This window comes from Curtobacterium sp. 22159 (assembly GCF_052045775.1).
Taxonomy (GTDB): Bacteria; Actinomycetota; Actinomycetes; order Actinomycetales; family Microbacteriaceae; genus Curtobacterium.
In genome coordinates this window covers 202,462-224,940 of sequence record NZ_JBQEPN010000001.1, presented here as the reverse complement: position 1 = coordinate 224,940, position 22,479 = coordinate 202,462, and the positions used below count along the sequence as shown (strand labels likewise).

Here is a 22,479-nt window from a genome sequence, read left to right as displayed (position 1 = left end):
GGCCCGTCGGCCGGTCGCGTCAGGACCGCGACGGGAGCAGGTGGATCGCCTCCATGGCGAGTTCCGCGGCGATCGGGTCCTTCGCCCGCACAGCGGCCTTGAGACGCTCGAGTTCGGGGAGGACGACGTCGGCCGGGACGAGCTCGGCGAGCTCCGGCACCCGGAGCTTGAACGCCAGGCCGTCGGTGGTCGACCTGCAGAGCTGTGCCAGCGCGGCGTTGCCGCAGTGGTCGGCCCAGAGCGCGTAGAGGTCAGCGCCCTTGTGTGCCACGGCCCCCTGCTGCTGCTGCTCGATCTGGGCGGTGGCGTCGTCGAGTGTCTTCAGGACCTTGTTCCGCTGCGCCTGGGTGAACCGTGGGGTCGCGAGCCGGGCGACCCCGCCGTAGATGACGCCGAGCGTGCGGTAGGCGTCGAGCAGCTCGTCCTTCGTGGGGGCGGCGACACGGGTGTACCGGTTCGGCGCCATCTCGATGAGGCCGGCGCGGGCGAGCTCGGCCAGCGCCTCGCGGATCGGCGTGCGGGAGACACCGAGCCACGCGATGAGGTCGTCGTCGTTCAGCCGCTCGCCCGGCTCCAGCGTGCCGTCCATGATCGCGTCCCGGATCTTGGCCTGCACGGTGTCTCGGAGGAGCTTCCGCTCGGCTGCGGGCTGCGTCGAAGGAACTGGCATGTCCTCAGCGTGTCACATGTGTTGGGCCGGACGCGACAGGCGCGAGGGCCACCAGGCGTGACGTCCCAGGTCGTAGACGAGCGCGGGGACGAGCAGGGACCGGACGACGATCGTGTCGAGCAGGACGCCGAACGCGACGACGAAGGCGATCTGCACGAGGAAGAGGATGGGGATCACCCCGAGGGCCGCGAACGTCGCCGCGAGCACGACGCCTGCCGAGGTGATCACCCCACCCGTGATCCCGAGTCCGCGGAGGACTCCCTCGCGCGGACCGGAGCGGAGCGCCTCCTCCCGCACGCGCGTCATGAGGAAGATGTTGTAGTCGACGCCGAGCGCCACGAGGAACACGAACGAGTACAGCGGCACCGAGGGGTCCGCTCCGGGGAAGTGGAGGACGTGGTCGAACACGAGCGCGCCGACCCCGAGCGCCGCGGCGAACGAGACGATCACGCTGCCGATGAGGACGAGCGGGGCGACGATGCTGCGGAGCAGGAGCATCAGGATGAGCAGGATGACCGTGAGCACCACGGGGATGATCACCGTCCGGTCGCGGATCCCGGTGTCGTTCGTGTCGACGGCGGTCGCGGTGACCCCACCGACGAGGGCGTGCGGGTCGACCCGTTCCACCGCGGTGCGGAGGGCCCGGACGGTCCGTTCTGCCGCGTCGGAGTCGGCCGGGTGGGACAGGGTGGCCTCGAGCAGGACGTCACCGTGGGAGGTCGTCACCGGCCACGTCCCGGCACCGGATCCCGCGGCTGCTCCGGAGCCCGGGAGCGGGGTCGTCCCGGACGGCGATTCCTTCGACGCGGCCACGACGCTGTCCACGCCGTCGACCGCGGAGACCGCATCGGCGAGTTCGTCCGCCTTCGTGGCGGCGCCGATGACCTGGGCCGGGCTCCCCGACCCTCCCGGGAAGTGCTCGGCGAGGACCTCCTGCCCGTCCCGGGCCTGCGCGGCGCCGATGACGAGGTCGCTCTGCGGGACACCGTCGGCCCGCAGCCCGACGAGCCCGGCCCCCATCGCGAGCAGGCCGACGGTGCAGGCGATCCAGATCACCCGTGAGCGTCGCGCGACGAGCCGACCGACACGCGCCCAGATGCCGCGGGCCTCCGGGCCGGTCAGGACGGGGTGCGGGCTGCCGTACCGCGGGCGGAGCGGCCAGAACGCCGCGCGGCGGAACGCGAGCAGCAGTGCGGGCAGCAGGGTCAGGGCGGCGAGCAGGCTGAACGCGATGCCGATGGCGGCCACGGGGCCGAGCGCCTTGTTCGAGTTGAGGTCGGACAGGAGGAGGCAGAGCACACCGACGATGACGGTCCCGCCCGAGGCGAGGATCGGTTCCAGGCTCCCTCGGAGCGCGGCCTTCGTGGCGTCCCAGCCGGTCCGGTGGTCGCGCAGCGCCTCGCGGAACCGCGACGTGTAGAGCAGCGCGTAGTCGGTCGCCGCCCCGATGACGAGGATCGACAGGATCCCCTGCACCTGCCCGTTGACCGTGACGATCCCGGCCTTCGCGAGCCACCACACGACGAGGATCGACGCGCAGAGCGCGAAGGACGCCGTGCCGAGCACGAGGACCGGGAGCAGTGGCGAGCGGTAGACGACGATGAGGATCACGAACACCGCGATCAGGGCGACCCCGAGCAGCAGCCCGTCGATCCCGGCGAACGCCTCGGTGAGGTCGGCCGTGAACCCGGCCGGGCCCGTGACGTGCCCCTGCAGTCCGGACGGGAGCGCCCGGCTGACGTCGTCCCGGACGGCCGCCACCGTGTCACCGGTGTCGGCGTCCGGGGTGAGCGTCGCGACGATCTCGACCGCTTCGCCGTCCTCGCTCGGGATCACCGGGCTGGTGCCCTGCACGTCGTCGCGCTTCCCGAGCTCCGTCGCGATCCTCGTGGCGGCCGCGCGGTCGTCGGCGGTGAGGCCGCTGTCGCGGGACAGGACGACGATGGCGGGTGCACCCGAGGCCTGACGGAACTCCGACGACCGCTCCTGCACCTTGGTGGCATCGGCCGACGCCGGGAGGAACGAGGTCTGGTCGTTGGTCGAGACCTCGGAGATCTTGCCGAAGAACGGACCACCGACGGCCGCGACGGCGAGCCAGACCACGATGACGAGGGCGGGGAGGACGATGCGGAGGAAGCGGGCCACGACCGCGAGCGTACACCGATGGTCAGCATGCTGACTACTAGATCGACGAGGCGATCGTGGACCGTAGACTCGGCCCATGGACGACGCCCCGGACGGATGGCCCCTCGGGCGCCTGTTGTCCGCGGCCGCCCGGGCCGTCGAACGGGACTGGGACGAGCGACTCCGCGCGATCGGCCTGCCCCACGCGGCGCTCATCGTGGTCGACATCGTGATCCGGACGGGCCCGACCGGCGCGGACACCCTCGCCCGCACCGCTCGTGTGCAACCCCAGACGATGTCACGCACCCTCGAACGCCTGGAGCGCGACGGCCTCGTGGAGCGCTCCCCGCACCCGGCCGACCGACGCCGCCGGGTGGTCACGGTGACCGACCGCGGCCGAGCGGCATGGGAGACCGCACGGCACATCGAGCGAGAGGTCCTGCCGGACGATCCGGCACTGCGGAGCGCCCTCGCCGGGATCCTCGAACGCGACCGCGAGGGACGATCCCCTAGCAACTGATATGCAAAATGCTGTACGCTGGTGGTGTCGGTAGCAGGACCGACCCGACCCGCAGGAGCCCCCGATGTCCGAGCGTCGCGCCGCCCGTCAGGCCCACGCAGCAGCAGCAGCCGAGTCCGCCCGAGCGCGGACGCGCAGGAAGCGACCGTTCCTCGTCGCCCTCGTCGCCACCCTGGGTGCACTGGTGGCCGTCGCCGCCGTGATCGCGGTCGTCGCCAGTGTCTTCGTCGGCGGCCTCGCACGGAGCTACGACTCGGGCAAGGACGTCCTCGACGACCCGTTCCCCACGGGCGGTCGCCCAGCCCCGTCCGACGGCGCCGAGAACATCCTGCTCATCGGTTCGGACTCCCGGAGCAACGCAGACCCCGACGGCGACCGCGCTTCCGGCGGACGGTCCGACACCCTGATGCTCGCCCACGTCCCGGCCGACCGGAAGGCCGTGTACCTCATGTCGATCATGCGCGACTCGTGGGTCGACGTCCCGGGTCACGGCACGGCGAAGATCAACGCCGCGTACGCGTGGGGCGGGGTGCCGCTGACGGTGCAGACCGTGGAGCAGCTCCTCGACGTGCGGATCGACCACGTCGCCGAGATCGACTTCGCCGGCTTCCGGGACATGACCGATGCCCTGGGCGGCGTGACCGTGCAGTCGGCGAACGACTTCACCGCGAAGTCGGGTGAGCGCTTCACCGCGGGACCGAACCGACTCGACGGTGATCGGGCCCTGGCCTTCGTGCGGGAGCGCTACGCCTTCGCCGACGCCGACCACACGCGCGTGGTGAACCAGCAGGCGTTCATGCGCGGCGTCGTCGAGGGGGTCCTCGCCGAGGGGACCATCACGAACCCCGGTCGCATCCAGGACTTCGTCACGGCGACGAGTCGGTACCTGTCCGTGGACGAGGGCCTGTCGTTCCCCACACTCGTCGGCCTCGGCTGGTCGCTCCGCGACGTTCGCCCGTCGGACCTGCACACGTTCACGATGCCGACCGCGGGCGGTGGGACCTCGCCGGACGGCCAGTCGTACGTCGCGGTGAACACGCTCGCCCTCGAGTCGCTCTCACAGGCCCTCCGCTCCGACGACCTCGCCGAGTGGCTCCGGCGAACGCCTCAGTAGGACACGTGCCGACAGCAGGACGCCCCGCGACCGTCGGTCGCGGGGCGTCCTGCTGTCGGATCGGTGGGACGATCAGGCGGGGAGCTGCAGCGTCTGCCCGGCGTAGACCAGGTTCGCGTCGTCGATCGTCGACGTGTTCGCAGCCCAGAGCTGCTTCCAGCCGCCGTCGATCTGCAGCTTCGTCGCGATGCTGTCGAGCGTGTCGCCCGAGACGATCGTGTACGTCTTGCCGCTCGTCTTCACCGGCGCGGGCTTGCTCGGGACGGCCGGAGCCACCTTCGGCGTCGTCGTCTGCGACGGCGCGACCTGGCGCGTCGGAGCGGCCTGCTGGGCCGGTGCCGCCTGCTGGGTCGGGGCAGCGGCCGGGGCCGCGGCCTGCGGGGCAGCACCGGTCGTGCCGCTCAGACCGAGCTTCGCGGAGCAGGCCGGCCAGGCGCCCCAGCCCTGCGAGGCGAGGACGCGCTCGGCGACGGCGATCTGTGCGTCGCGGCTCGCGGATGCCGGGTTGCCGGAGCCGCCGTTGGCCTGCCAGGTGCCGAGCGTGAATTGCAGGCCGCCGTAGTAGCCGTTGCCGGTGTTGATCGCCCAGTTGCCGCCGGACTCGCACTGTGCGAGGGCGTCCCAGGTCGAGCCGGACGCTGCGTTCGCGGGTGCAGCCGCGAGGCCGACGCCGGTCGCGGCGATGCCGGCGAACGCCAGGCCGCCGACGATGGTGCGGGTACGGGAAAGCTTCTTCATGGTTGATTGCTCCACCGGGACCACGGGCCGGGTGCTGACGTCAGCACGATCCGGTCGCCACTGCCCGTCCCGACCGATCGCGGTCATGTCGTGGGGTGCGCCCCCGGGGGCAGTGGTCTCGTGCCGCGGGCGCCTCGGTCGGCCACCATAGGAAACTCTTCACCGTTATCAAACCGAGACAAACGGTTCTACCCGTCGATGGTATGTACCCCTCGACGAAGCCTGTACGCGCCGATCCCCATGAGGGTGGCGATCACGGCGTACCCGGGTACGCCTCCTTGGCAATCCCCTGGCAATGGCGGCCGGGAGGCACGTGGCGGCGTTCGCGCGCGCCTCCCGGCCGCCTCCGGGTCACCCTCGTGTCAGCAGCGTCACGGCCTCGAGATGGCCGGTCTGCGGGAACATGTCGAGCACCCTCGCGCGCCGCAGGCGGAACGAGGGCATCCGTTCGAGGTCCTTCGCGAGCGTGACCGGGTTGCAGCTCGAGTAGACGACGTGCTGCACACCGGACCCCTCGATCCAGTCCGCCAGCGCCGGGCCGATCCCGCGCCGGGGCGGGTTCACGACGACGAGTTCCGGCACGCTGTCTGGACGGGCGCGGAGCGCGTGCTCGGTCGCGTCGTCGGCAGCGAAGCGGACGTCCGCGAGGCCGGCTTCCCGCGCCGACTGCTTGGCGGAGCGGATGGCTTCCCGGCTGGTCTCGATGCCGGTCACCGCTCGGCCCGGCCGCGCCGCGTGCAGGGCGAACCCGCCGACGCCGCAGTACAGGTCCCACATGGACGCCGGGGACACCTCGTCGATCCACGCCGACGCCTGCGCGTAGAGCTGCGTGGCGACGCTCGTGTTCGTCTGGAAGAAGCTCTGCGGACGGAGGTGCATCGTGACGCCACCGAGCCGCATCGGCAGGGTCTCCTGCTCGGTGAGGACGATCTCGCGTTCCCCCTCGGTCACGGCCTTGTGCTCCGGCAGCAGGTTCGCGGTGACGACCAGGGCTTCGGGGAGCGCTGCGCGCAGGACACCGAGGTGCTCCCGCAGGCGAGGCAGCTGCCCCTCGGAGCGGAGGACGAAGCGGACCATGAGCGAACCGTCCGGGGACTCGGTCACGAGCACGTACTTCAGCTCGCCCCGGCGGGCCGTCACGTCGTAGGGGACGAGCCGGGCGTCCACGATGAACTCCGCGAGGACCGGCAGCGCGCGCTGGATGCCCGGTGTGCAGATCCCGCAGTGGCGCAGGTCGACCCCGCGCTGGCGGTGGTCGAGGATCCCCACGGTCGGACGCTGCACCGTCCCGCCGACGACCATCTTCGCCTTGTTCCGGTAGGCCGACTCGGGGCTCCTGACGGCGGGGAGCCACTCGACCACGGTGCCGTCGGCGTCGAGTGCGGCGTCACTGGCGGCACGGAGCAGTTCGCGCGTGCGGAGTTCCTTGTCGAGCACCTGGTCGGCGTACGGCTGCCCCATGAGCGTGCACGAGCGGCACACCCCGCGGTCGAAGTAGTCGCACTGCATGGCCGAGTCAGGATACGGCAGCGGAGTGCGTCCCGAGCCATGCCGCCCACGCTGCACGGCACGTGCGATCGGCCCGCGCGGCCAGCTCGAGCGTCTCGCCGCGGTCGGCCGACGTCGCCGCGACGATCGCGTCGCACCAGGAGTCCACCGAGTCGCCCGCGAGGTACCGGTCGTCCGGGTACAGGTCGGCGATGCTCGACCCCGCCGGCCCGACCGCCGGCGTCCCCGACTCGAGGGACCGGATCGCGATGCCGGACTGGAAGAACCGCGCGTAGGGCACGAGGACGACGTCGGCCGTCGCCATGAGCTCGTCGAGCCGCTCCTCGGACACGAACTCGTCCGTGACGTCCCACCCCGGCACCGACGGCCACCGACGGCCGATGACCTCGAGCCGGTGCGAGTCGCCCAGCCGCTCCCCGATCCCGGTGAGGACCGCGAGGTCCCGGTCCGGCTTGTACTGCCCGAGCACCCGGACCACGGGGCGACCGGGCATGCGCGGTCGCGGGGCCGACCGCCGCGGCAGGACGGGGTGCGGCAGGAGTTCGGGCTCGACTCCGGGGCAGTCGGCCCGGAGCGCGGCGTCGGCCGTGTCGCTGTGCACGACGAGCCGGACTCGCGACGCGAGCGAACCCAGCCGACGTGCGACCGGACCGTACCCACGAGCGTGCACGAGGGGCCGGGGATCGTGCACGACGAGCGCCATGTCGGTCCGGCGGCCGAGGACGACCCGGACGAGCAGACGGTCGAGGTGGCCGAGCACGGGCCAGGTGACGACGACCACCGCGCCCGAACGGCGCGCGGTGCGGCGGGCGGACCACAGTGCCCGGACGTACCGTCGCAGCCACCCGAGGCCCGAACCCCCGGCGACGCTCGGTTCGTCGACGTGCTCCACCGAGACGCGACCACCGGCCTGACCCAGTGCGTCGACGAGCCCGCGCGTGTAGTGCTGCAGCGCACCCCCGAGCGTGTTGACGACGACCGCGTCGCGGGCGTTCACGCGACCACCGGCACGGGGCGGGTCGGCGTGTCGAGGACGAGCCGCGCCTCCTGTCCGTGCAGCCATGCGTCGGCCGACAGGCGGCCGTCGCGCTCCGGGAGGGCGTCGCGGACCTGCTCACGGTCGAGCGGGGCGCGCAGGGCCCGCACGAGCGCGCGGGCGAGCCGCGGCCGGAACGTCGGACCGGCGTGGTCGATGACCTCGTGCCCGTGGTCGCGGAGCCAGCCGGCGAGGCCGGTCTGCTCGGTCGTGACGACCGTCAGCCCGGCGGCGAGCGCCTCCTTCACGGGCAGGCCGATCTGCTCCCGCCAGCGTCCGTCGGGCACGGACGGGGCGACGAGGACGGAGCCGGACCGGAGGACCGCGGCGGCCTCGGCGTGCGGCAGGCGCCCGAGGACCTGCCGGCTCGACGGCGACGCCGCTGCCCAGGACGCCGCATCGGCCTGCAGCGGACCGGGACCGACCATGACCAGGCGTGCGCCCGGGACCATCGTCTCGACGCTCGGCCAGGCGTCCATGAGCTCCCGGACGCCCTTCCGCTCCTCCATCACGCCGAGGTACACGCAGGTCAGCGGGACTGCGGGCCGCTCGGCCGCGACGGGGTGCGGGAGCTCGAGGCCCGTCGCCTGCTCGATGTCGGCCACGCACGGCAGCTGCGCGTAGGTGGCACGGGCGTCGTCGCTCGCGAACGCGATCCGGTCGATGGTCAGCCGCGCCGCGACGCCGATGATCGCCGCGACCGCGCGCACGAGCCACGCCGGGACCCCACGACGGCCGCCGACCAGGGTCGCGAGGTCGTTGTTCTCCATCGCGTAGGTGACCACCCGGTGCTCACGACGACGGAGCAGGCCGGCGACCTTGAACCCGGCGGCCAGGAGGACGTGCTTCGGCCAGAAGCGCATCCACAGGGGCTCGGGGACCTCGAGCGTCCGGGCGGTCGTCGTGCCGAACCGACGGAGGGCGCCGACGAGCGTCACGCGGTGGATGCCCTCGGCGAGCGCCGTCCCCGCGAGGTCGTAGTTCGTGTCGAGGTACAGCAGCTCGGCCGGGGTGCCGAGGCGGTGGCGATCGACGTGCGCGGCGCGGAGTTCGGGGACGATCCGCATGCTCGCGACGGCGGTCATGCCGCGACCCCCTCGGCGACAGCGGCGCGAGCCGGAGCAGTGGTGCCGGCGACGGCCGCGAGCGTCCGTTCGTAGGCACCGCACACGCCGGCCCACGTGTAGGCCGTCCGGGCACGGTCGGTGACCCGGCGGCGGAGGGCTCGCTGCTCGTCCGGGTCGCCGAGGAGCGCGAAGACGGCGTCGGCGATGGCGTCCGGGTCGGGCCGGACGAACTGCGCGCCGGTGCCCGCGAGGACCTCACGGTTGTACACGGTGTCCCGGGCGACGGTCGGGGCGCCGCAGTGCATCGCCTGCACGAGCGCCGGGTTCGTGCCACCGACGCTGTGGCCGTGGAAGTAGGCGCCGGCGTGCTGCCAGAGCGCGAACAGTCGTGCGTCGTCGGAGACGTGGCCGAGCCAGTGCACGTCCGGGTTGCGCGCGGCGAGGGCCTGCGCCGCCAGGTCGAGCTCACCGCCGTACCCGGTCGAACCCACGATGACGACCGGGTGCCGCGCGGCGATCCGCTCGGCGGCGAGGAGGAACTCGGGCACCGTGTTCTCGGGGACGAACCGGGCGACCACGAGGGCGTAGGGCGTGCCGTCGAGGTGGGCGTCGTCGTGGTGCAGCGGCAGCGCCGGGCCGGTGGCGGTCCCCGTGCCGGTCTCGGTGCCGCCGTAGGGGATCATCACACCGGACTTCCCGAACTCCCGTCGCCAGTAGTCCCCGATCGCGTCGGCGTCGAACACGAGGCGGTCGGCGAACCGGGCCGTCATGCGGGCCCCGGTCTTGAAGACGGCCTTCGCGAAGCGGCCCCACTTCGCACGCTCCCACTCGATGCCGTCGACGTTCACCACGGTGGGGATGCCGGCCAGACGGAGCAGGGGGAGCCAGAAGCCGTTGGCGCAGTTCATCACGAGGGCGACGTCCGGGCGCCGGCGGATCGTGTCGAGCACCGCCGTGAGTCCGTAGGTGAGCGTCGAGAGCGACTTCGACTCGAGACCGCGGGTCGTGCGCCGGGTGATGCGCCGGTCGAGCGCGGGATCGTCGCTGCGCTCCTGCCCGGGGCGGCCGTACACGGTGACGTCCCAGCCCTCGTCGGCGAGGTGCGGAGCGATGTGCCGCACGGCGGTCTCGAACCCGCCGTAGTACGACGGGTACCCCCGCGTCCCGATGATCGCCACCCGCTTGGACATGCCCGCTCCCTCGTTCACCTGATGACTGCAATGATATTCTACATTGCAGTACGGTGTTCCGGAAGGGGTCAGATCGCGGCGGCGTCGCGAACGGTCGTGGCGATCCGGTAGACCGAGGTCATGGCGGCGAGGAACAGCGTCGTGCCGTCGTCTCCGCCGAAGCAGAGGTTCGCGACCGTCTCGGGCACCGGGATCGCTCCCACGCGGGCGCCGGTGGGGTCGAACACGACGACACCGCGGTGCGACGACGACCAGACGTTGCCGTGCACGTCCACCCGGATGCCGTCGGGGACGCCCTCGCCGCGCTCCAGACGTGCGAACACCCGGCCGTTCTTGAGCAGTGGGCCGCGGCGGTCGTACGCGCGGATGACCGGTTCGTCGGACGACGAGCTCGCGACGTAGAGCACCCGTTCGTCGGGGTCGAACGCCAGTCCGTTCGGCTCGTCGACGTCGACCGCCACGGGACGCAGGTCCTCGCCGTCCGCGCCGCACCGGAACACCCAGTGGTCGCCGTACTCGCGCTCGCCGGGGTGCCCTTCGCGCGGCTGCGTGATGCCGTAGGCCGGATCGGTGAACCACACGCTGCCGTCCCGGGCCACGACGACGTCGTTCGGGGAGTTCAGCCGGCCGCCGCCCCACCCGTCGACGATCGGCTCGACGACGCCACCACGGTCCCGCTCGACCCGGCGACGCCCGTGCGAACACTGCACGACGCTCCCGTCGCGGTCGAGGGTGCGGCCGTTCGTGAACTCGACGTGCTCGGCGTACGCGTCGACCACACCGGTGTCGGCGTGCCACTGCAGGATGCGGTCCCCCGGGATGTCGGACCACCGCAGGGTGCGCGTCGCGGGGATCCAGCAGGGACCCTCCGCCCAGGTGCTGCCCGTGGCGATCCGCTCGAGCGCGGCGGGGTCGGGGACGAGGTCGGTGACGTGCATGTTCCCTCCTACGGTTCGGACACCAGACAACTCCGGCCGGGGTCGTCACGCCAGGTCGATGATCGCGCGCATGGCGTCGGCGGCGGCGGTCGGGTCCCCGTCGGCGACGGCACGGGCCACCGCGACGTGCAGGTCGACGGCGGCCGGGTCCGGCCCGATCGCGGCCCGCTCGTCGAGGGCTCGCGACACCACCCGGTGCAGGCGTCCGTACACGGCGTTGCCGGACAGCTCGAAGACCAGTCGGTGCAGCTCCTGGTCCGCCTCGGCCCAGGCGGCCGGACGGCGCGGAGCCGCGCCGGCGCCGGTGGCGAGACGGTCGGTGGTGGCGAGCAGCGCCTCCAGGGCCCGTGGCAGGGACGCTCCGTCCGTGTGTGCGGCACGGGCTGCGGCGACCGCCGCCGCCGCTGCGGCCGCCGCGGCCGGTTCGATCGCCCGACGGAGTTCCCGGAGCTCCAGGAGCGCGATGTCGCGATCGGGCCCGGCGAGCCGCCACCCGATCACGCGGGGGTCGAGCACGTCCCAGTCGCGGGCAGGCAGGACCCGCAGCCCGACCCGTCGCCCGGCACTGAGGAGCCCGAGTCCGACGAGGACCCGGACCGCCTCGCGCACGATGCTGCGGCTCGCCCCGGTGCGCGCGACGATCCCGTCGATGCTCTCCGTGTGCCCGGTCGGGAGCGTGCCCGAGACGATCGCCGTGCCGAGCCCGTCGAGCACGCGGTCGAAGATCACCGCTGGGAGACCGGCGAGAGCACGAGCTCGTCGACCCGCATGGACCGTGGCGATGCGAGCACGAACGACACGGCGCGGGCGACGTCCTCCGCCTGCAACATGACCCGGCGCGCCGCGGCGTCCGGCACGGACGGGCGCTGGTCGAGGAAGTCGGTCGCGACGTCACCCGGGCAGAGGTGCGTCGCGCGGACGCCGTGCGGCGCCTCCTGCTGGTTGAGCGTGCGGACGACCGATCCGAGTGCGGTCTTGCTGGCCGAGTACGCGACCCCGGCGCCCGGCTGGAAGGACCATCCGGCGTACGAGGACACCACGACGACGACCCCGGCCGATCGTCGCAGTGCCGGCAGTGCCGCGTCGACGACCGCGACGACCCCTGTGAGGTTCGTGTCGACGACCGCCCGCACCTCCGAGAAGGACTGGTCGTCCCAGCGGCGCCGCGGGGTGTTCAGGCCGGCCGCGAGCACGAGGCCGTCGATCCGGCCGTGCCGGGCCAGGACCGTGTCGCGCGCCACCGCGACCGCCTCGGGGTCGCTCGCGTCGACGGGCAGCACGTCGGCGACACCGCCGTCGGCCCGCACCGCTGCGGCGACGTCCTCGAGGCGGTCCACCCGGCGTCCGCTCAGGACCACGGTCCACCCGTCCGCCGCTGCTGCTCGGGCGCTCGCGGCACCCATGCCGCTGCCGCCGCCGGTGACCCAGAGGACCCGTTCATCCGTCATGGGGGAATAGTATGCCTATTCACCACCGACGACGGGAGCGACGATGCACCTCGACCTGACCGACCGCGTGGCGGTCGTGACCGGAGCCGCGCGCGGCATCGGCCGGACCATCGCCGCCCGCTTCCGCGACGAGGGGTGCCGGGTCGTGGCGCTCGACCTCGCGTTCGACGAGCCGGCCGACGACCAGGTGGCCTGCGACGTGGCCGACCCGGCCTCGGTCCGCGCAGCCGTCGACAGGGTCGTCGCGGAGCACGGCACCGTCGACGTCCTCGTGAACAACGCCGGCATCAACGTCGAGGGCACGGTCGCCGAGCTGGAGTGGGACGCGTGGCGGCGCTGCATGGACGTCAACCTCGGCGGGACGTTCCTGATGAGCCAGGCGGTCGCACCCGTGATGCAGGCAGCGGGCCGAGGACGGATCATCAACGCCGCCTCGTTCGCGGCGATCGTGCCGAGCGTCGGCAGCGCGGCCTACGCGGCGTCGAAGTCCGCCGTCGTGGCACTCACCCGGGTGCTCGCGTCGGAGCTCGGGCCGTGGGACATCACCGTCAACGCCTACGCACCAGGCATGGTGCCGACGGCGATGAACGGCTTCGCGACCATGTCCGCGGACGCACAGGACCGCCTGCTCGACACACTGTCGCTCCGGCGGTGGGAGACCCCGGAGGACGTCGCCGACCTGCTCGTGTTCCTGGCGAGCGACGCGGCCGGGTACATCACCGGCACCCTCGTGGACGTCTCGGGCGGCAAGCTGGCGACCCAGATCCCGGCACGCGCGCACGGACGCTGACGCGCCCACGGCTCGGGCGGGCGGGACGGGCGGAGCAGACCCGCGCCTCCCGACACGCACCGATCACCGCAGCATGCGCTCCAGCAGCACCCGCAGCGCCCGCCGGTCGGACGGCACCAGCTGCGTCGTGAGCGGCAGCAGCGCTTCGCGCATCGCCGCCTCGAGCGACCGAGCGACCTCCTGCCCCGCCGCCGTGAGCACGACGTCGACCGACCTGGCGTCCTCCGCGTTCGGCTCCCGCGCGAGCAGCCCCTTCGCCGACGCGCGCGCGACGAGTCCGGTCATCGTCGACCGCTCGAGTCCGAGGTGGTCGGCCAGGTCGCCGATGCGGAGCCGACGGTCACGCAGGATCGCGAGCACCCGGAGCTGGGTCAGCGACAACCCCGCGTCGGCGGCCAGGTCCGTGAGGGCCCCCATCGTGCGGAACGCCGCGTGCCCGAGCGCGTCCACGAGCCGGTCGTCCTCCGTCATCTCCTGCACGGACCCGATGCTACTTGACCCGCTTCGTGTTACGAACTACTTTGTTCGTAACACGAATCAACAGGAGGACATCGTGCACGCAGCTGTCGTCACCACGTTCGGCGAGGCGCCGACCTGGCAGGAGTCCGACGAGCCGACGGCCGGCCCCGACGGGGTCGTGGTCGACGTCGTCGCGGCCGGTCTCCACCCGCGCGTCCGGTCACAGGCGGCCGGATCGCACTACACGAGCGAGGGAGCACTCCCGCTGATCCCCGGGGTCGACGGCGTCGCACGGTTCCCGGACGGCACCCTCCGCTACTTCGCGACGACGAGCGACACCCGCGGGAGCATGGCCGAACGCACCGCGGCCGACCCGCGCGCGAGCGTGGTGCTGCCGGGCGACGCAGACCCGATCGCGGTCGCCGCCGGCGCGAACCCGGTGATGTCGTCGTGGGTCGCACTCCGTCGTCGGATCACCTTCGCACCCGGCAGTCGCGTGCTCGTGCTCGGGGCGACCGGCGCCTCCGGCCGCGCCGCGGTGCAGGTCGCGAAGCACCTGGGCGCCGCGCACGTCGTCGCGAGCGGCCGCGACGAACGGCGGCTCGCGCGCCTGACCGACCTCGGCGCCGACGTCGTCGTCCCGCTCGACGACACGGAGGCCGTGGGCGCCGCAGCCGCCGACGCAGACGTCGTCATCGACTACGTCTGGGGGCAGCCCGCCGCCGACGTCGTCCGCGCGCTCGTCACCGCCCGGCCGGACCGCGGACGCCGCCTGGACTGGGTCGCGATCGGCTCGACCGCCGGCCAGGAGGCGCCGATCCCCTCCGCCGCGCTCCGCGCCTCGGGCCTCACCATCGTCGGCAGCGGGCAGGGCTCGGTGGGTCGTGCGGCGTTCGTCGCGGAGCTGCCGTCGATCGTGGCCGCCATCGCGGACGGCACGATCGACGTCGACGCGGTGGCCGTGCCGATGGCGGACGTCGAGCGCGCGTGGGCCGGACAGGCAGGGTCGGGCGCGAGCAGAGTGGTGCTCGAGGTCTGATCCTCGACCGGGGTCCCTGTCCGTCCACTCAGGGTCTCCACATCCCGGGCTCCGTAGCCTGTGAGGGCCCAGTGAGCCGGACTCCAGCCCGACCCCGAGGAGGTGCCCGATGGTCACCGTCCTCGTCGCGTTCGCGATCGTCGCCCTGATCGTCCCCGCCCTGACCCCCGTCCTCGGCCGCCGCGTCTTCTTCGTGGCGGCCCTCGCACCAGCAGCAGCCGCGGTCCTGACCCTCGCGATGACGGGCCCGGCGTTGCACGACGGCGTCACGGAACGGTTCGGGTGGATCCCGCAGCTCGACCTCGCGATCGCCCTGCGGATGGACGCCCTGTCCTGGGTGCTCGCGCTCGTGGTCTCCGTGGTCGGCGCCCTCGTGCTCGTCTACTGCGCCTCGTACTTCGACCACGACGAGCCCGGTCTCGGCCGGTTCGCGGGCGTCCTGACCGCCTTCGCCGGGTCGATGTACGGACTCGTGGTGGCCGACGACGTCATCGTGCTGTTCGTCCTCTGGGAAGCGACGACGGTCTTCTCCTACCTGCTCATCGGACACGACGCGGCGAAGCGGGCCAGTCGCGCGGCAGCGATGCAGGCGCTCGTCGTCACGACCGCCGGTGGCCTGGCGATGCTCGCCGGGCTCGTCCTGCTCTCAGTCGTCGCCGGCACGACGTCGCTCTCCGCGATCGTCGCCCACCCGCCCTCGGGCACGATCACCTCCGTCGCCGTCGTGCTCGTCCTGCTCGGCGCGCTCACCAAGTCCGCAATCGTCCCCTTCCACTTCTGGCTGCCCGCGGCGATGGCGGCACCCACGCCGGTGAGCGCCTACCTGCACGCCGCGGCGATGGTGAAGGCCGGCATCTACCTCGTCGCCCGGCTCGCTCCCGCCTTCGCGCTCCTCGACGGCTGGCGCGAGACGATCACGGTCCTCGGCGTCCTGGGCATGCTCGTCGGCGGCTACCGGGCGCTGCGGCAGACCGACATCAAGCTGCTGCTCGCCTACGGCACGGTCGCACAGCTCGGGTTCCTGGTGCTCGCGGCGGGCTGGGGAGCACCGGAGGTCGCCCTCGGCGGCATCGCGCTGCTCGTGGCGCACGCGACCTTCAAGTCGACGCTGTTCCTGGTCGTCGGGTCGATCGACCACGTGACGGGCACGCGGGACCTCGCCCGGCTGAGCGGACTCGGGCGGCGCATGCCGTGGCTCGCCACCGTGGCCGCCCTCGCGCTCCTGTCGATGGCCGGCATTCCGCCCACGATCGGGTTCGTCGCGAAGGAGGCCGTGCTCGCCGGGTTCGTCGAGACCCTGCACGGACCGGACGCGGGCTGGGCGTGGACCGCGCTCGTGGGGGTGACGCTCGGCTCCGTGCTGACGGTGGCGTACTCGCTGCGGTTCTTCTGGGGGGCGTTCGCCCGCAAGCCCGGCGTCCCGGCCACCGAACCGCACGCCCTGCACGGTCTCGGTGTCGTGCCGTCGGTCCTCGGGCTGACCGGGCTCGTGACGGGACTCGCGACGCCCCTCGTCGCGCACGGCCTCGAACCCGCGGCGAGCGCCGCCGCCAGCGGTTCCGGGGCCGTCCCCCACCTCGCGCTCTGGCACGGCCTCGAACCGGCGCTCGGCATCTCGGCGGTGACCCTCGCCGGCGGACTCGTGCTGTTCGCCCTGCGCCGTCCGGTCGAGGCGCTCCAGCACCGACTCGCCGGGTTCCCGAGCGCGTCGAGCATCTACCGGCACGTGATGCGCGGCCTCGACCGCGGGGCCACGGGCCTCACGGCGGCGCTGCAGCGTGGTTCGCTCCCCTACTACCTCACGGTGATCCTGTCCGTGTTCGTGGCCGGGGCGCTCGTCAACCTCGTCGTGGGCGGTCCGTGGGCGTTCCACGTCCGCTTCGCCGACTCGTGGGGTCAGATCCCCGTGGTCATCGTGATGTCGATCGCCGCGGTCGCCGTCCTCACCGCGAAGACCCGGTTCGCCGCCGCGGTGCTCGTCGGTGTCACCGGCTACGGCATGTCGGTGCTGTTCGTGCTGCACGGCGCGGTCGACCTCGCCCTCACCCAGATGGTGGTCGAGACCGTCACCCTCATCGCGTTCGTGCTGGTCCTCCGCAGGCTCCCCCCGCGCATCGCCACCACGAACCCATCGCGGTTCCGGGTCCTCCGGGCGCTGTTCGCGGGGCTCGCCGGCCTGACGCTCGCGGTCGTCGTGGTCGTCGCGGCCTCCGCCCGCACCACACGACCGCTCTGGCCCGACCTGCCGGCGCTGACGAGCTCGTTCGGGCACGGACTGAACGTGGTGAACGTGGCGCTGGTCGACCTCCGCGGCTGGGACACGCTCGGCGAGCTGACGGTCGTCGTGGCCGCGGCGACCGGTGTGGCGAGCCTCATCTTCGTGAACTCGCGTGAGGACACGCTCCCCCGTCTGCGGGACCTCCCGGCGACCGTGGCGAGCGACAAGCACCGCCCGGACGGCGAGCCCCGCGCGTGGCTGCCGACGAGCGCCGCGATCCCCACGGGGCGGTCGGCGCTGCTCGACGTCGTCGTGCGCCTCCTGTTCCACGGCCTCATCGTGCTGTCGGTGTACCTGCTGTTCGCCGGGCACAACGCGGCCGGCGGCGGGTTCGCGGGCGGTCTCGTCGCCGGCATCGCGCTGGCGGCCCGGTACCTCGCCGGGGGCCCGGCGGAACTCGGTGCGGCGGCACCGGTCCGCGCCGGCCGGTTGCTCGGCCTCGGCGTCGCGACCGCGGCGATCACGGCGCTGGTCCCGATGTTCTTCGGCAAGGACGCCCTGTACTCCGAGTTCTTCGAGGCGACCGTCCCGGTGCTCGGCCACGTGGAGTTCGTCACCGCCACGTTCTTCGACATCGGTGTGTACCTCGTGGTCGTCGGCCTCGTGCTCGACGTCCTCCGCAGCCTCGGGGCCGAGGTCGACCGGCAGCGGCTCGAGGACGCCTCGACGCCGTACCGCGACACGTTCGAGTCATCCACTCCGGAAGGGAGCGCCACGTGACCGTCACCCTGGTCCTCGTCATCGCGATGGCGGTGCTGTTCTCGTGCGGCGTGTACCTGCTGCTCGAGCGCTCGCTGACGCGGATGCTGCTCGGGTTCCTGCTGCTCGGCAACGCCCTCAACCTGCTGCTGCTCGTGATGTCGGGCGCCGCCGGGAAGCCGCCGATCGGTGCGTCGTCCGACGGCATCGCCGACCCGCTGCCGCAGGCGTTCGCCCTCACCGCGATCGTCATCACCTTCGCGGTGAGCGCGTTCCTGCTGGCGCTCATCCACCGCTCGTGGAAGCTCTCCCGCGCCGACGAGGTCGAGGTGGACGAGGCGGACGTCGCGATCGGCCGCGACCGCGCCGACGAGGACGACGACGACCCCGAGGCGGACTTCGACCCGAAGTCGCCGGAGGACGCCGACGACCCGCACGACCGCGCCGCCGACGCCGGGCAGGGGGCGACCCGATGACCTGGCTCGTCCCGCTCCTCGTCCTCGTCCCGCTCCTCGGCGCCGCGGGGGCGCTCGGACTCCTCCGACACCAGAAGCTGCAGCGTGCGATCACGGTCGTGGCGCTCGGCGTCGCGTTGGCGGTCGCGGTGACCCTCATGGTGCTCGTGGACCAGCACGGCACGATCGTCGTGCAGGTCGGCGGCTGGGACGCCCCGTACGGCATCTCGCTCGTCGTCGACCGGTTGAGCGCACTGCTCCTCACGGTGAGTGCGAGCGTGCTGCTCGTCGTGCTGCTGTTCTCGATCGGGCAGGGCCTCGCTCCGGACGACGGCGAGGCACCGGTCACGATCTACTACCCGACGTACCTGGTGCTGGCGGCGGGCGTGCTCGACTCGTTCATCGCCGGCGACCTCTTCAACCTCTACGTGGCGTTCGAGATGCTGCTCGTGGCGAGCTACGTGCTCATCACCCTGGGCGGCAGCGAGCAGCGCGTGCGGGCCGGCACCACGTACATCGTGACGAGTCTGATCGCGTCGGCGATCTTCCTCGCGGCCATCGGGCTCGTGTACGGCGCGACCGGCACCGTCAACATCGCGCAGATCAGCGAGCGGATGGCGGCACTGCCGGAGCACGTGCAGCTGCTGCTCCACACGATGCTGCTCATCGGCTTCGGGATCAAGGCGGCGGTGTTCCCGCTGGCGTTCTGGCTGCCGGACTCGTACCCGACCGCCCCCGCCCCGGTGACCGCCGTGTTCGCGGGCCTGCTGACGAAGGTCGGCATCTACGCGATCATCCGGCTCGAGACGATCATCTTCCCCAGACCCCAGCTCAACACGGCTCTGTTGATCGTGGCGATCCTGACGATGGTGGTCGGCGTGCTCGGTGCGGTGTCGCAGACGGACGTGAAGCGTCTGCTGTCCTTCACCCTGATCAGCCACATCGGGTTCATGGTGATGGGCGTCGGCCTGGGTTCCGTCGTCGGCACCGCTGCCGCGGTGTTCTACACGGTGCACCACATCGTCGTCCAGACGACCCTGTTCCTGGTGTCCGGCCTGATGGAACGGGTGGGCGGCACGACGTCGACGCGGTCGCTCGGCGGTCTGCTCAAGGCCGCCCCGTTGCTCGCCGCCCTCTACCTGGTCCCCGCGTTCAACCTCGGCGGGATCCCGCCGTTCTCCGGGTTCATCGGCAAGCTCGGACTGTTCCGTGCCGCCGCGATCGACGGATCACCCCTGGCGTACGCGACGATCGCCGCCGGGGTCGTGACGAGCCTCCTGACGCTGTACGCGCTCATGCGGGTCTGGGACGCCGCGTTCTGGCGGCCGAAGCCCGCCGCCGAGGCGGCCGCGCCGCACGCGAGCGTCGCAGAACCGCACGAGCACCTGCGGTCGCCGGAACCCGCTCCGCTCACCGTGTCCGAGGAGTCCGGCGACGTGCAGCGGCCCGCCGCGCTGCCCGACGGGGCGGCCGGCAGCCGGTCGGCCGCCCCGGTCAGTGGAGGCGCGGCACCCGTGACCGAAGCGCCGGACGTGACCCGCGCCTCCCGTCCCGCCGCACCGGCCACCGCGCAGGAGGGCATCGGGGACGCGCCGGAGAAGGTGCGTCTGCCGCGCATGCTCGTCGGCGTGACCACCGTCGCCGTCCTCGGCTCCGTCGCGCTGACCGTCGTCGCCGGTCCGCTCTACGGCTACGCGACCCGCGCCGCCGAGTCCCTGGAGTCCCCCGACCGCTACGTCCAGGCCGTGCTGGGAGGGACGCGATGAAGGCCGACAGCACCCGGCGCATCACGAACGCCCGGAGGATCGCCGTCGCGTGGCGCTACGACGTGCCGCTGGTGGCGGGCCTGACCGTGCTCTGGGCACTGCTGTGGGGTTCGTGGTCACCGCTGACGCTGCTGTGCGGCGTCGTCGTCGCGCTCCTCGTGACCCAGGCGCTGCCGCTCCCGCCGGTACCGCTGTCCGCCCGGTTCTCGATCCCGCAATTCGTGTGGTTCCTGCTGGTGTGGTCCGGGCTCGTGGTGATCGCGTCGTTCCGGGTCGCCTGGGTCGCCCTGCGTCCGCGCGGAGTCCGGCGCAGCTCGCTCACCCTCGTGCAACTGCACACCACCTCCGAGATGACCTTCACGCTGGCCACGCTCGCGATCTCGCTCGTGCCCGGGTCCTACGTCGCCGACGTCGACCTGCGCCGACGGCGCCTGCTGCTGCACGTGCTCGACACCGAGCGCGTCGAACAGGTGGACGCGGCACGACGCGAGGCCCTCGGCATCGAGACGCTGGTCATCCGGGCCCTGGGCTCCCGCCAGGACGTCTCCGAACTGTCCGAACCACTGCCGGAGGTCACCCGATGAGCGCCGCCGTCGTCGTCATGGGGGTCGGGATCGCCCTCGTGCTCGCGCTCCTCGGAGCAACCCTCGCGCTCGCGGTGTTCCGGATCGTCCGGGGCCCGACGATCCTCGACCGCGTGATCGGGTCCGACATGGTGCTCACGACGGCGCTCGTCGTGATCGGTGCCGCGATGGTCGTCCGGCAGGACCTCACCGCCGTCCCCGTCCTGGTGGTCATCGCGGCGACGAGCGTGTTCGCGACGATCGCCGTCGCCCGCGCCGTCACCCCGTCGTCTGACCCGTCCGACGAAGGACTCACCGCGACGACGCCGGAGCACGCCACGGAAGAGGAGCGCTCGTGACCGAGATCATCCAGTCATTCCTCGACGGCGCGGGCGTCCGCGCCTGGGTCGCCCTCGGTCTGCTGCTGGTCGGCGCCCTGCTCTCGCTCGGCGCCGGTGTGGGGATCGTGCGCTTCCCCGACCCGCTGGTGCGGCTGCACGCCATGGCGAAGCCGCAGGTGCTCGGGTTGGCGTTCGCGCTGGCCGCGATCGTCGTCGCGGTGTGGACGTGGACGGCGCTGTGGGTCGTGCTGCCGATCATGGTGTTCCAGCTGTTCCTCGTGCCCGTCTCGACGCACATGATCTCCCGCGCCGGACTGCGGTCGAACGACTACCGACACGAGGACCTGCTGGTCGACGACACGGAGTCCTGACCCCGAGACGGACGGGAGGCGCGGTGCGGGGCCGCACCGCGCCTCCCGTCCGCCTTCAGTCGCGCTGGCGACGCGACAAGACCAGGTTCGCCACGGCCGCCAGCACGACGACCGCCGCCGCGGCGGCCGGCAGGAGCATCGCGGCCGCGGCGCCGTGCTGCTCCGCGACGTCACCGGTGATCGCCGACGAGACCGACTGCCCGACGATCACCGCGGAGCCGAGGATCGTCATGGTGGTCGCCGAACGGCCCCGCGGCGACCGGTCCGAGCCGAGGCTGTACTGCGCCACGAGGGTCGGGCCGATGCCGATGCCCATCACCGCGAGGACGACACCCACGGCCACGACGGACCCGGCCTGGGAGAACGCGACCGCACCGCCGAGCAGGACCACGCCGAACACCAGCCACCGCCACCCGAGCGCGAACCCGCGCGGGAACACGGCCGAACCGAGCGCCAGACCAGCGGAGCCGATGCCCATGAGGCCGTAGAGCAGTCCGGCCTGCGACGCCTCCCCGTGGATCTCCATGAACGCCGTCAGTGAGGTCAGGGTCGCGCCGAAGAACAGGCCGACACCGAGGATCCCGACCACCACGACGACGAGCCGCGGCCGGAGCAGTTCGGTGGCCGGCGCCTGCACGAGCTCCTCGTGCCGCCCGAGCACGAGCTTCCCGGTGGGGTGCAGGGCGAACGCGGTGACGAACACGAACGTCAGCGCCGAGGCCCCGGCGACCGCCACCCACGGCGCGATCGCGCTCGCGAGGACCCCCACGAGGAACGGTCCGATGATGAAGACGGTCTCGTCCGCTGCCGACTCGTAGGCCATGGTGCCGCTGAGGACCCGGTCGCGACGTGCCGGCGGTGTGCGCTGCCCGATGATCGCCACGAGTCGCGTCCGGGACATCGGGGCGACCTGCGGCGCCGATGCACCGATGAAGAACGCCATCGCCAACACGGCGAGGTCGGGCGCGGAGCCCTGGACCACGAGCGGGAACAGTCCGAGCAGCAGGGCGTTCACCAGGCCTACCGGCACGAGGACGTTCCGCTGCCCGAACCGGTCCGCAGCCGCGCCGACCAGCGGTCCGAACACCGCGGCGCCGATGCCGACGGACGCGGAGTTCACGCCGCCGAGGGCGACCGAGTCGCGCGCGGACACGACGAGCGTCAGCACCCCGACCACCATCATCGCGAAGGGGAGCCGGGCGACGAACGCGACGGGGAAGTACCACCGTCCGGTGTGTGCGACGAGGGATCGGTCGTCGGTGGTGGGGGTGGACGGGGTGGTACTGGTCTGGAGCATTGGAGGTGTGCCTTCTCGGCCCGGCCCGGGAGCGGTCGGGCGGACCCATCGGGTGCCGCCGCTGTCC

At 72.6% G+C, this 22,479-nt stretch carries 22 protein-coding genes; 10 read left to right on the top strand and 12 right to left on the bottom strand.

From position 1 onward, the window contains the following. Positions 1–19: 19 nt before the first annotated feature. The gene (locus tag ACTJKO_RS01130; RefSeq protein ID WP_440684810.1) at positions 20–670 is read right to left on the bottom strand and encodes a GntR family transcriptional regulator; all 651 of its coding nucleotides are present in this window, start codon (positions 668–670) and stop codon (positions 20–22) included. Between the two features lie 12 nt (positions 671–682). Next, entirely contained in the window at positions 683–2,815 is a 2,133-nt protein-coding gene (locus ACTJKO_RS01125) for an MMPL family transporter (RefSeq protein WP_440684808.1), read from the bottom strand. 76 nt (positions 2,816–2,891) lie between these two features. Between ACTJKO_RS01125 and ACTJKO_RS01120 the strand changes: the two genes are divergently transcribed. Together ACTJKO_RS01120 and ACTJKO_RS01115 are read left to right on the top strand one after the other, a co-directional pair. Continuing rightward, positions 2,892–3,314: a MarR family winged helix-turn-helix transcriptional regulator gene (locus tag ACTJKO_RS01120; RefSeq protein ID WP_440684806.1), complete on the top strand. Its 423-nt coding sequence runs from the start codon at positions 2,892–2,894 to the stop codon at positions 3,312–3,314. 64 nt (positions 3,315–3,378) lie between these two features. Next, on the top strand, positions 3,379–4,428 hold the full coding sequence (locus tag ACTJKO_RS01115) for an LCP family protein (protein WP_440684804.1): 1,050 nt from the start codon (positions 3,379–3,381) through the stop codon (positions 4,426–4,428). 72 nt (positions 4,429–4,500) lie between these two features. Here the strand turns inward: ACTJKO_RS01115 and ACTJKO_RS01110 are convergent, their stop codons facing one another. From ACTJKO_RS01110 to ACTJKO_RS01075, 8 genes are all read right to left on the bottom strand, one after another. Continuing rightward, the gene (locus tag ACTJKO_RS01110) at positions 4,501–5,166 is read right to left on the bottom strand and encodes a transglycosylase family protein (protein WP_440684802.1); all 666 of its coding nucleotides are present in this window, start codon (positions 5,164–5,166) and stop codon (positions 4,501–4,503) included. Positions 5,167–5,517: 351 nt separating this feature from the next. Next, complete coding sequence (rlmC, locus tag ACTJKO_RS01105; RefSeq protein WP_440684800.1) at positions 5,518–6,675, bottom strand: 23S rRNA (uracil(747)-C(5))-methyltransferase RlmC; 1,158 nt, start codon at positions 6,673–6,675, stop codon at positions 5,518–5,520. Positions 6,676–6,682: 7 nt separating this feature from the next. After that, positions 6,683–7,672, bottom strand: a complete 990-nt coding sequence (locus ACTJKO_RS01100; protein ID WP_440684798.1) for a hypothetical protein — start codon at positions 7,670–7,672, stop codon at positions 6,683–6,685. After that, positions 7,669–8,796, bottom strand: coding sequence for a glycosyltransferase (locus tag ACTJKO_RS01095; protein ID WP_440684796.1), 1,128 nt, complete (start codon positions 8,794–8,796; stop codon positions 7,669–7,671). Before ACTJKO_RS01095 ends, ACTJKO_RS01100 begins: the two co-directional genes overlap by 4 nt. Further along, positions 8,793–9,968, bottom strand: coding sequence for a glycosyltransferase (locus ACTJKO_RS01090; protein WP_440684794.1), 1,176 nt, complete (start codon positions 9,966–9,968; stop codon positions 8,793–8,795). The genes ACTJKO_RS01095 and ACTJKO_RS01090 overlap by 4 nt, the downstream gene beginning before the upstream one ends. 68 nt (positions 9,969–10,036) lie before the next feature. Beyond that, positions 10,037–10,906: an SMP-30/gluconolactonase/LRE family protein gene (locus ACTJKO_RS01085; protein ID WP_440684792.1), complete on the bottom strand. Its 870-nt coding sequence runs from the start codon at positions 10,904–10,906 to the stop codon at positions 10,037–10,039. A gap of 45 nt (positions 10,907–10,951) precedes the next feature. Beyond that, positions 10,952–11,635 (bottom strand): FadR/GntR family transcriptional regulator, encoded by a 684-nt coding sequence (locus ACTJKO_RS01080; protein ID WP_440684790.1) that lies wholly within the window; start codon positions 11,633–11,635, stop codon positions 10,952–10,954. Next, positions 11,632–12,354 carry an SDR family oxidoreductase gene (locus ACTJKO_RS01075; protein WP_440684788.1) on the bottom strand — a complete coding sequence of 241 codons (723 nt, stop codon included), beginning with the start codon at positions 12,352–12,354 and terminating at the stop codon, positions 11,632–11,634. The genes ACTJKO_RS01080 and ACTJKO_RS01075 overlap by 4 nt, the downstream gene beginning before the upstream one ends. 43 nt (positions 12,355–12,397) lie before the next feature. Between ACTJKO_RS01075 and ACTJKO_RS01070 the strand changes: the two genes are divergently transcribed. After that, positions 12,398–13,144, top strand: a complete 747-nt coding sequence (locus ACTJKO_RS01070; RefSeq protein ID WP_440684786.1) for an SDR family NAD(P)-dependent oxidoreductase — start codon at positions 12,398–12,400, stop codon at positions 13,142–13,144. 63 nt (positions 13,145–13,207) lie between these two features. Here the strand turns inward: ACTJKO_RS01070 and ACTJKO_RS01065 are convergent, their stop codons facing one another. Further along, positions 13,208–13,615: a MarR family winged helix-turn-helix transcriptional regulator gene (locus ACTJKO_RS01065; protein WP_440685194.1), complete on the bottom strand. Its 408-nt coding sequence runs from the start codon at positions 13,613–13,615 to the stop codon at positions 13,208–13,210. An 82-nt stretch (positions 13,616–13,697) separates the two neighbouring features. Here ACTJKO_RS01065 and ACTJKO_RS01060 point away from each other — a divergent pair, with 82 nt between their 5' ends. The 7 genes from ACTJKO_RS01060 (at position 13,698) to ACTJKO_RS01030 (ending at position 21,115) form a co-directional block, all read left to right on the top strand. Beyond that, positions 13,698–14,642, top strand: a complete 945-nt coding sequence (locus tag ACTJKO_RS01060; RefSeq protein WP_440684784.1) for a zinc-binding dehydrogenase — start codon at positions 13,698–13,700, stop codon at positions 14,640–14,642. A gap of 109 nt (positions 14,643–14,751) precedes the next feature. Then, positions 14,752–17,640: a Na+/H+ antiporter subunit A gene (locus ACTJKO_RS01055; protein ID WP_440684782.1), complete on the top strand. Its 2,889-nt coding sequence runs from the start codon at positions 14,752–14,754 to the stop codon at positions 17,638–17,640. Then, the gene (locus ACTJKO_RS01050) at positions 17,637–18,095 is read left to right on the top strand and encodes a Na(+)/H(+) antiporter subunit C (protein WP_440684780.1); all 459 of its coding nucleotides are present in this window, start codon (positions 17,637–17,639) and stop codon (positions 18,093–18,095) included. Before ACTJKO_RS01055 ends, ACTJKO_RS01050 begins: the two co-directional genes overlap by 4 nt. Further along, entirely contained in the window at positions 18,092–19,840 is a 1,749-nt protein-coding gene (locus ACTJKO_RS01045) for a Na+/H+ antiporter subunit D (RefSeq protein ID WP_440684778.1), read from the top strand. Before ACTJKO_RS01050 ends, ACTJKO_RS01045 begins: the two co-directional genes overlap by 4 nt. Next, positions 19,837–20,424 (top strand): Na+/H+ antiporter subunit E, encoded by a 588-nt coding sequence (locus ACTJKO_RS01040; protein ID WP_440684776.1) that lies wholly within the window; start codon positions 19,837–19,839, stop codon positions 20,422–20,424. Before ACTJKO_RS01045 ends, ACTJKO_RS01040 begins: the two co-directional genes overlap by 4 nt. Further along, positions 20,421–20,762, top strand: a complete 342-nt coding sequence (locus ACTJKO_RS01035) for a monovalent cation/H+ antiporter complex subunit F (protein ID WP_440684774.1) — start codon at positions 20,421–20,423, stop codon at positions 20,760–20,762. The genes ACTJKO_RS01040 and ACTJKO_RS01035 overlap by 4 nt, the downstream gene beginning before the upstream one ends. Then, the gene (locus tag ACTJKO_RS01030) at positions 20,759–21,115 is read left to right on the top strand and encodes a cation:proton antiporter (RefSeq protein ID WP_440684772.1); all 357 of its coding nucleotides are present in this window, start codon (positions 20,759–20,761) and stop codon (positions 21,113–21,115) included. The genes ACTJKO_RS01035 and ACTJKO_RS01030 overlap by 4 nt, the downstream gene beginning before the upstream one ends. 55 nt (positions 21,116–21,170) lie before the next feature. Here the strand turns inward: ACTJKO_RS01030 and ACTJKO_RS01025 are convergent, their stop codons facing one another. Beyond that, positions 21,171–22,412 (bottom strand): MFS transporter, encoded by a 1,242-nt coding sequence (locus ACTJKO_RS01025; protein ID WP_440684769.1) that lies wholly within the window; start codon positions 22,410–22,412, stop codon positions 21,171–21,173. Positions 22,413–22,479 lie beyond the last annotated feature (67 nt).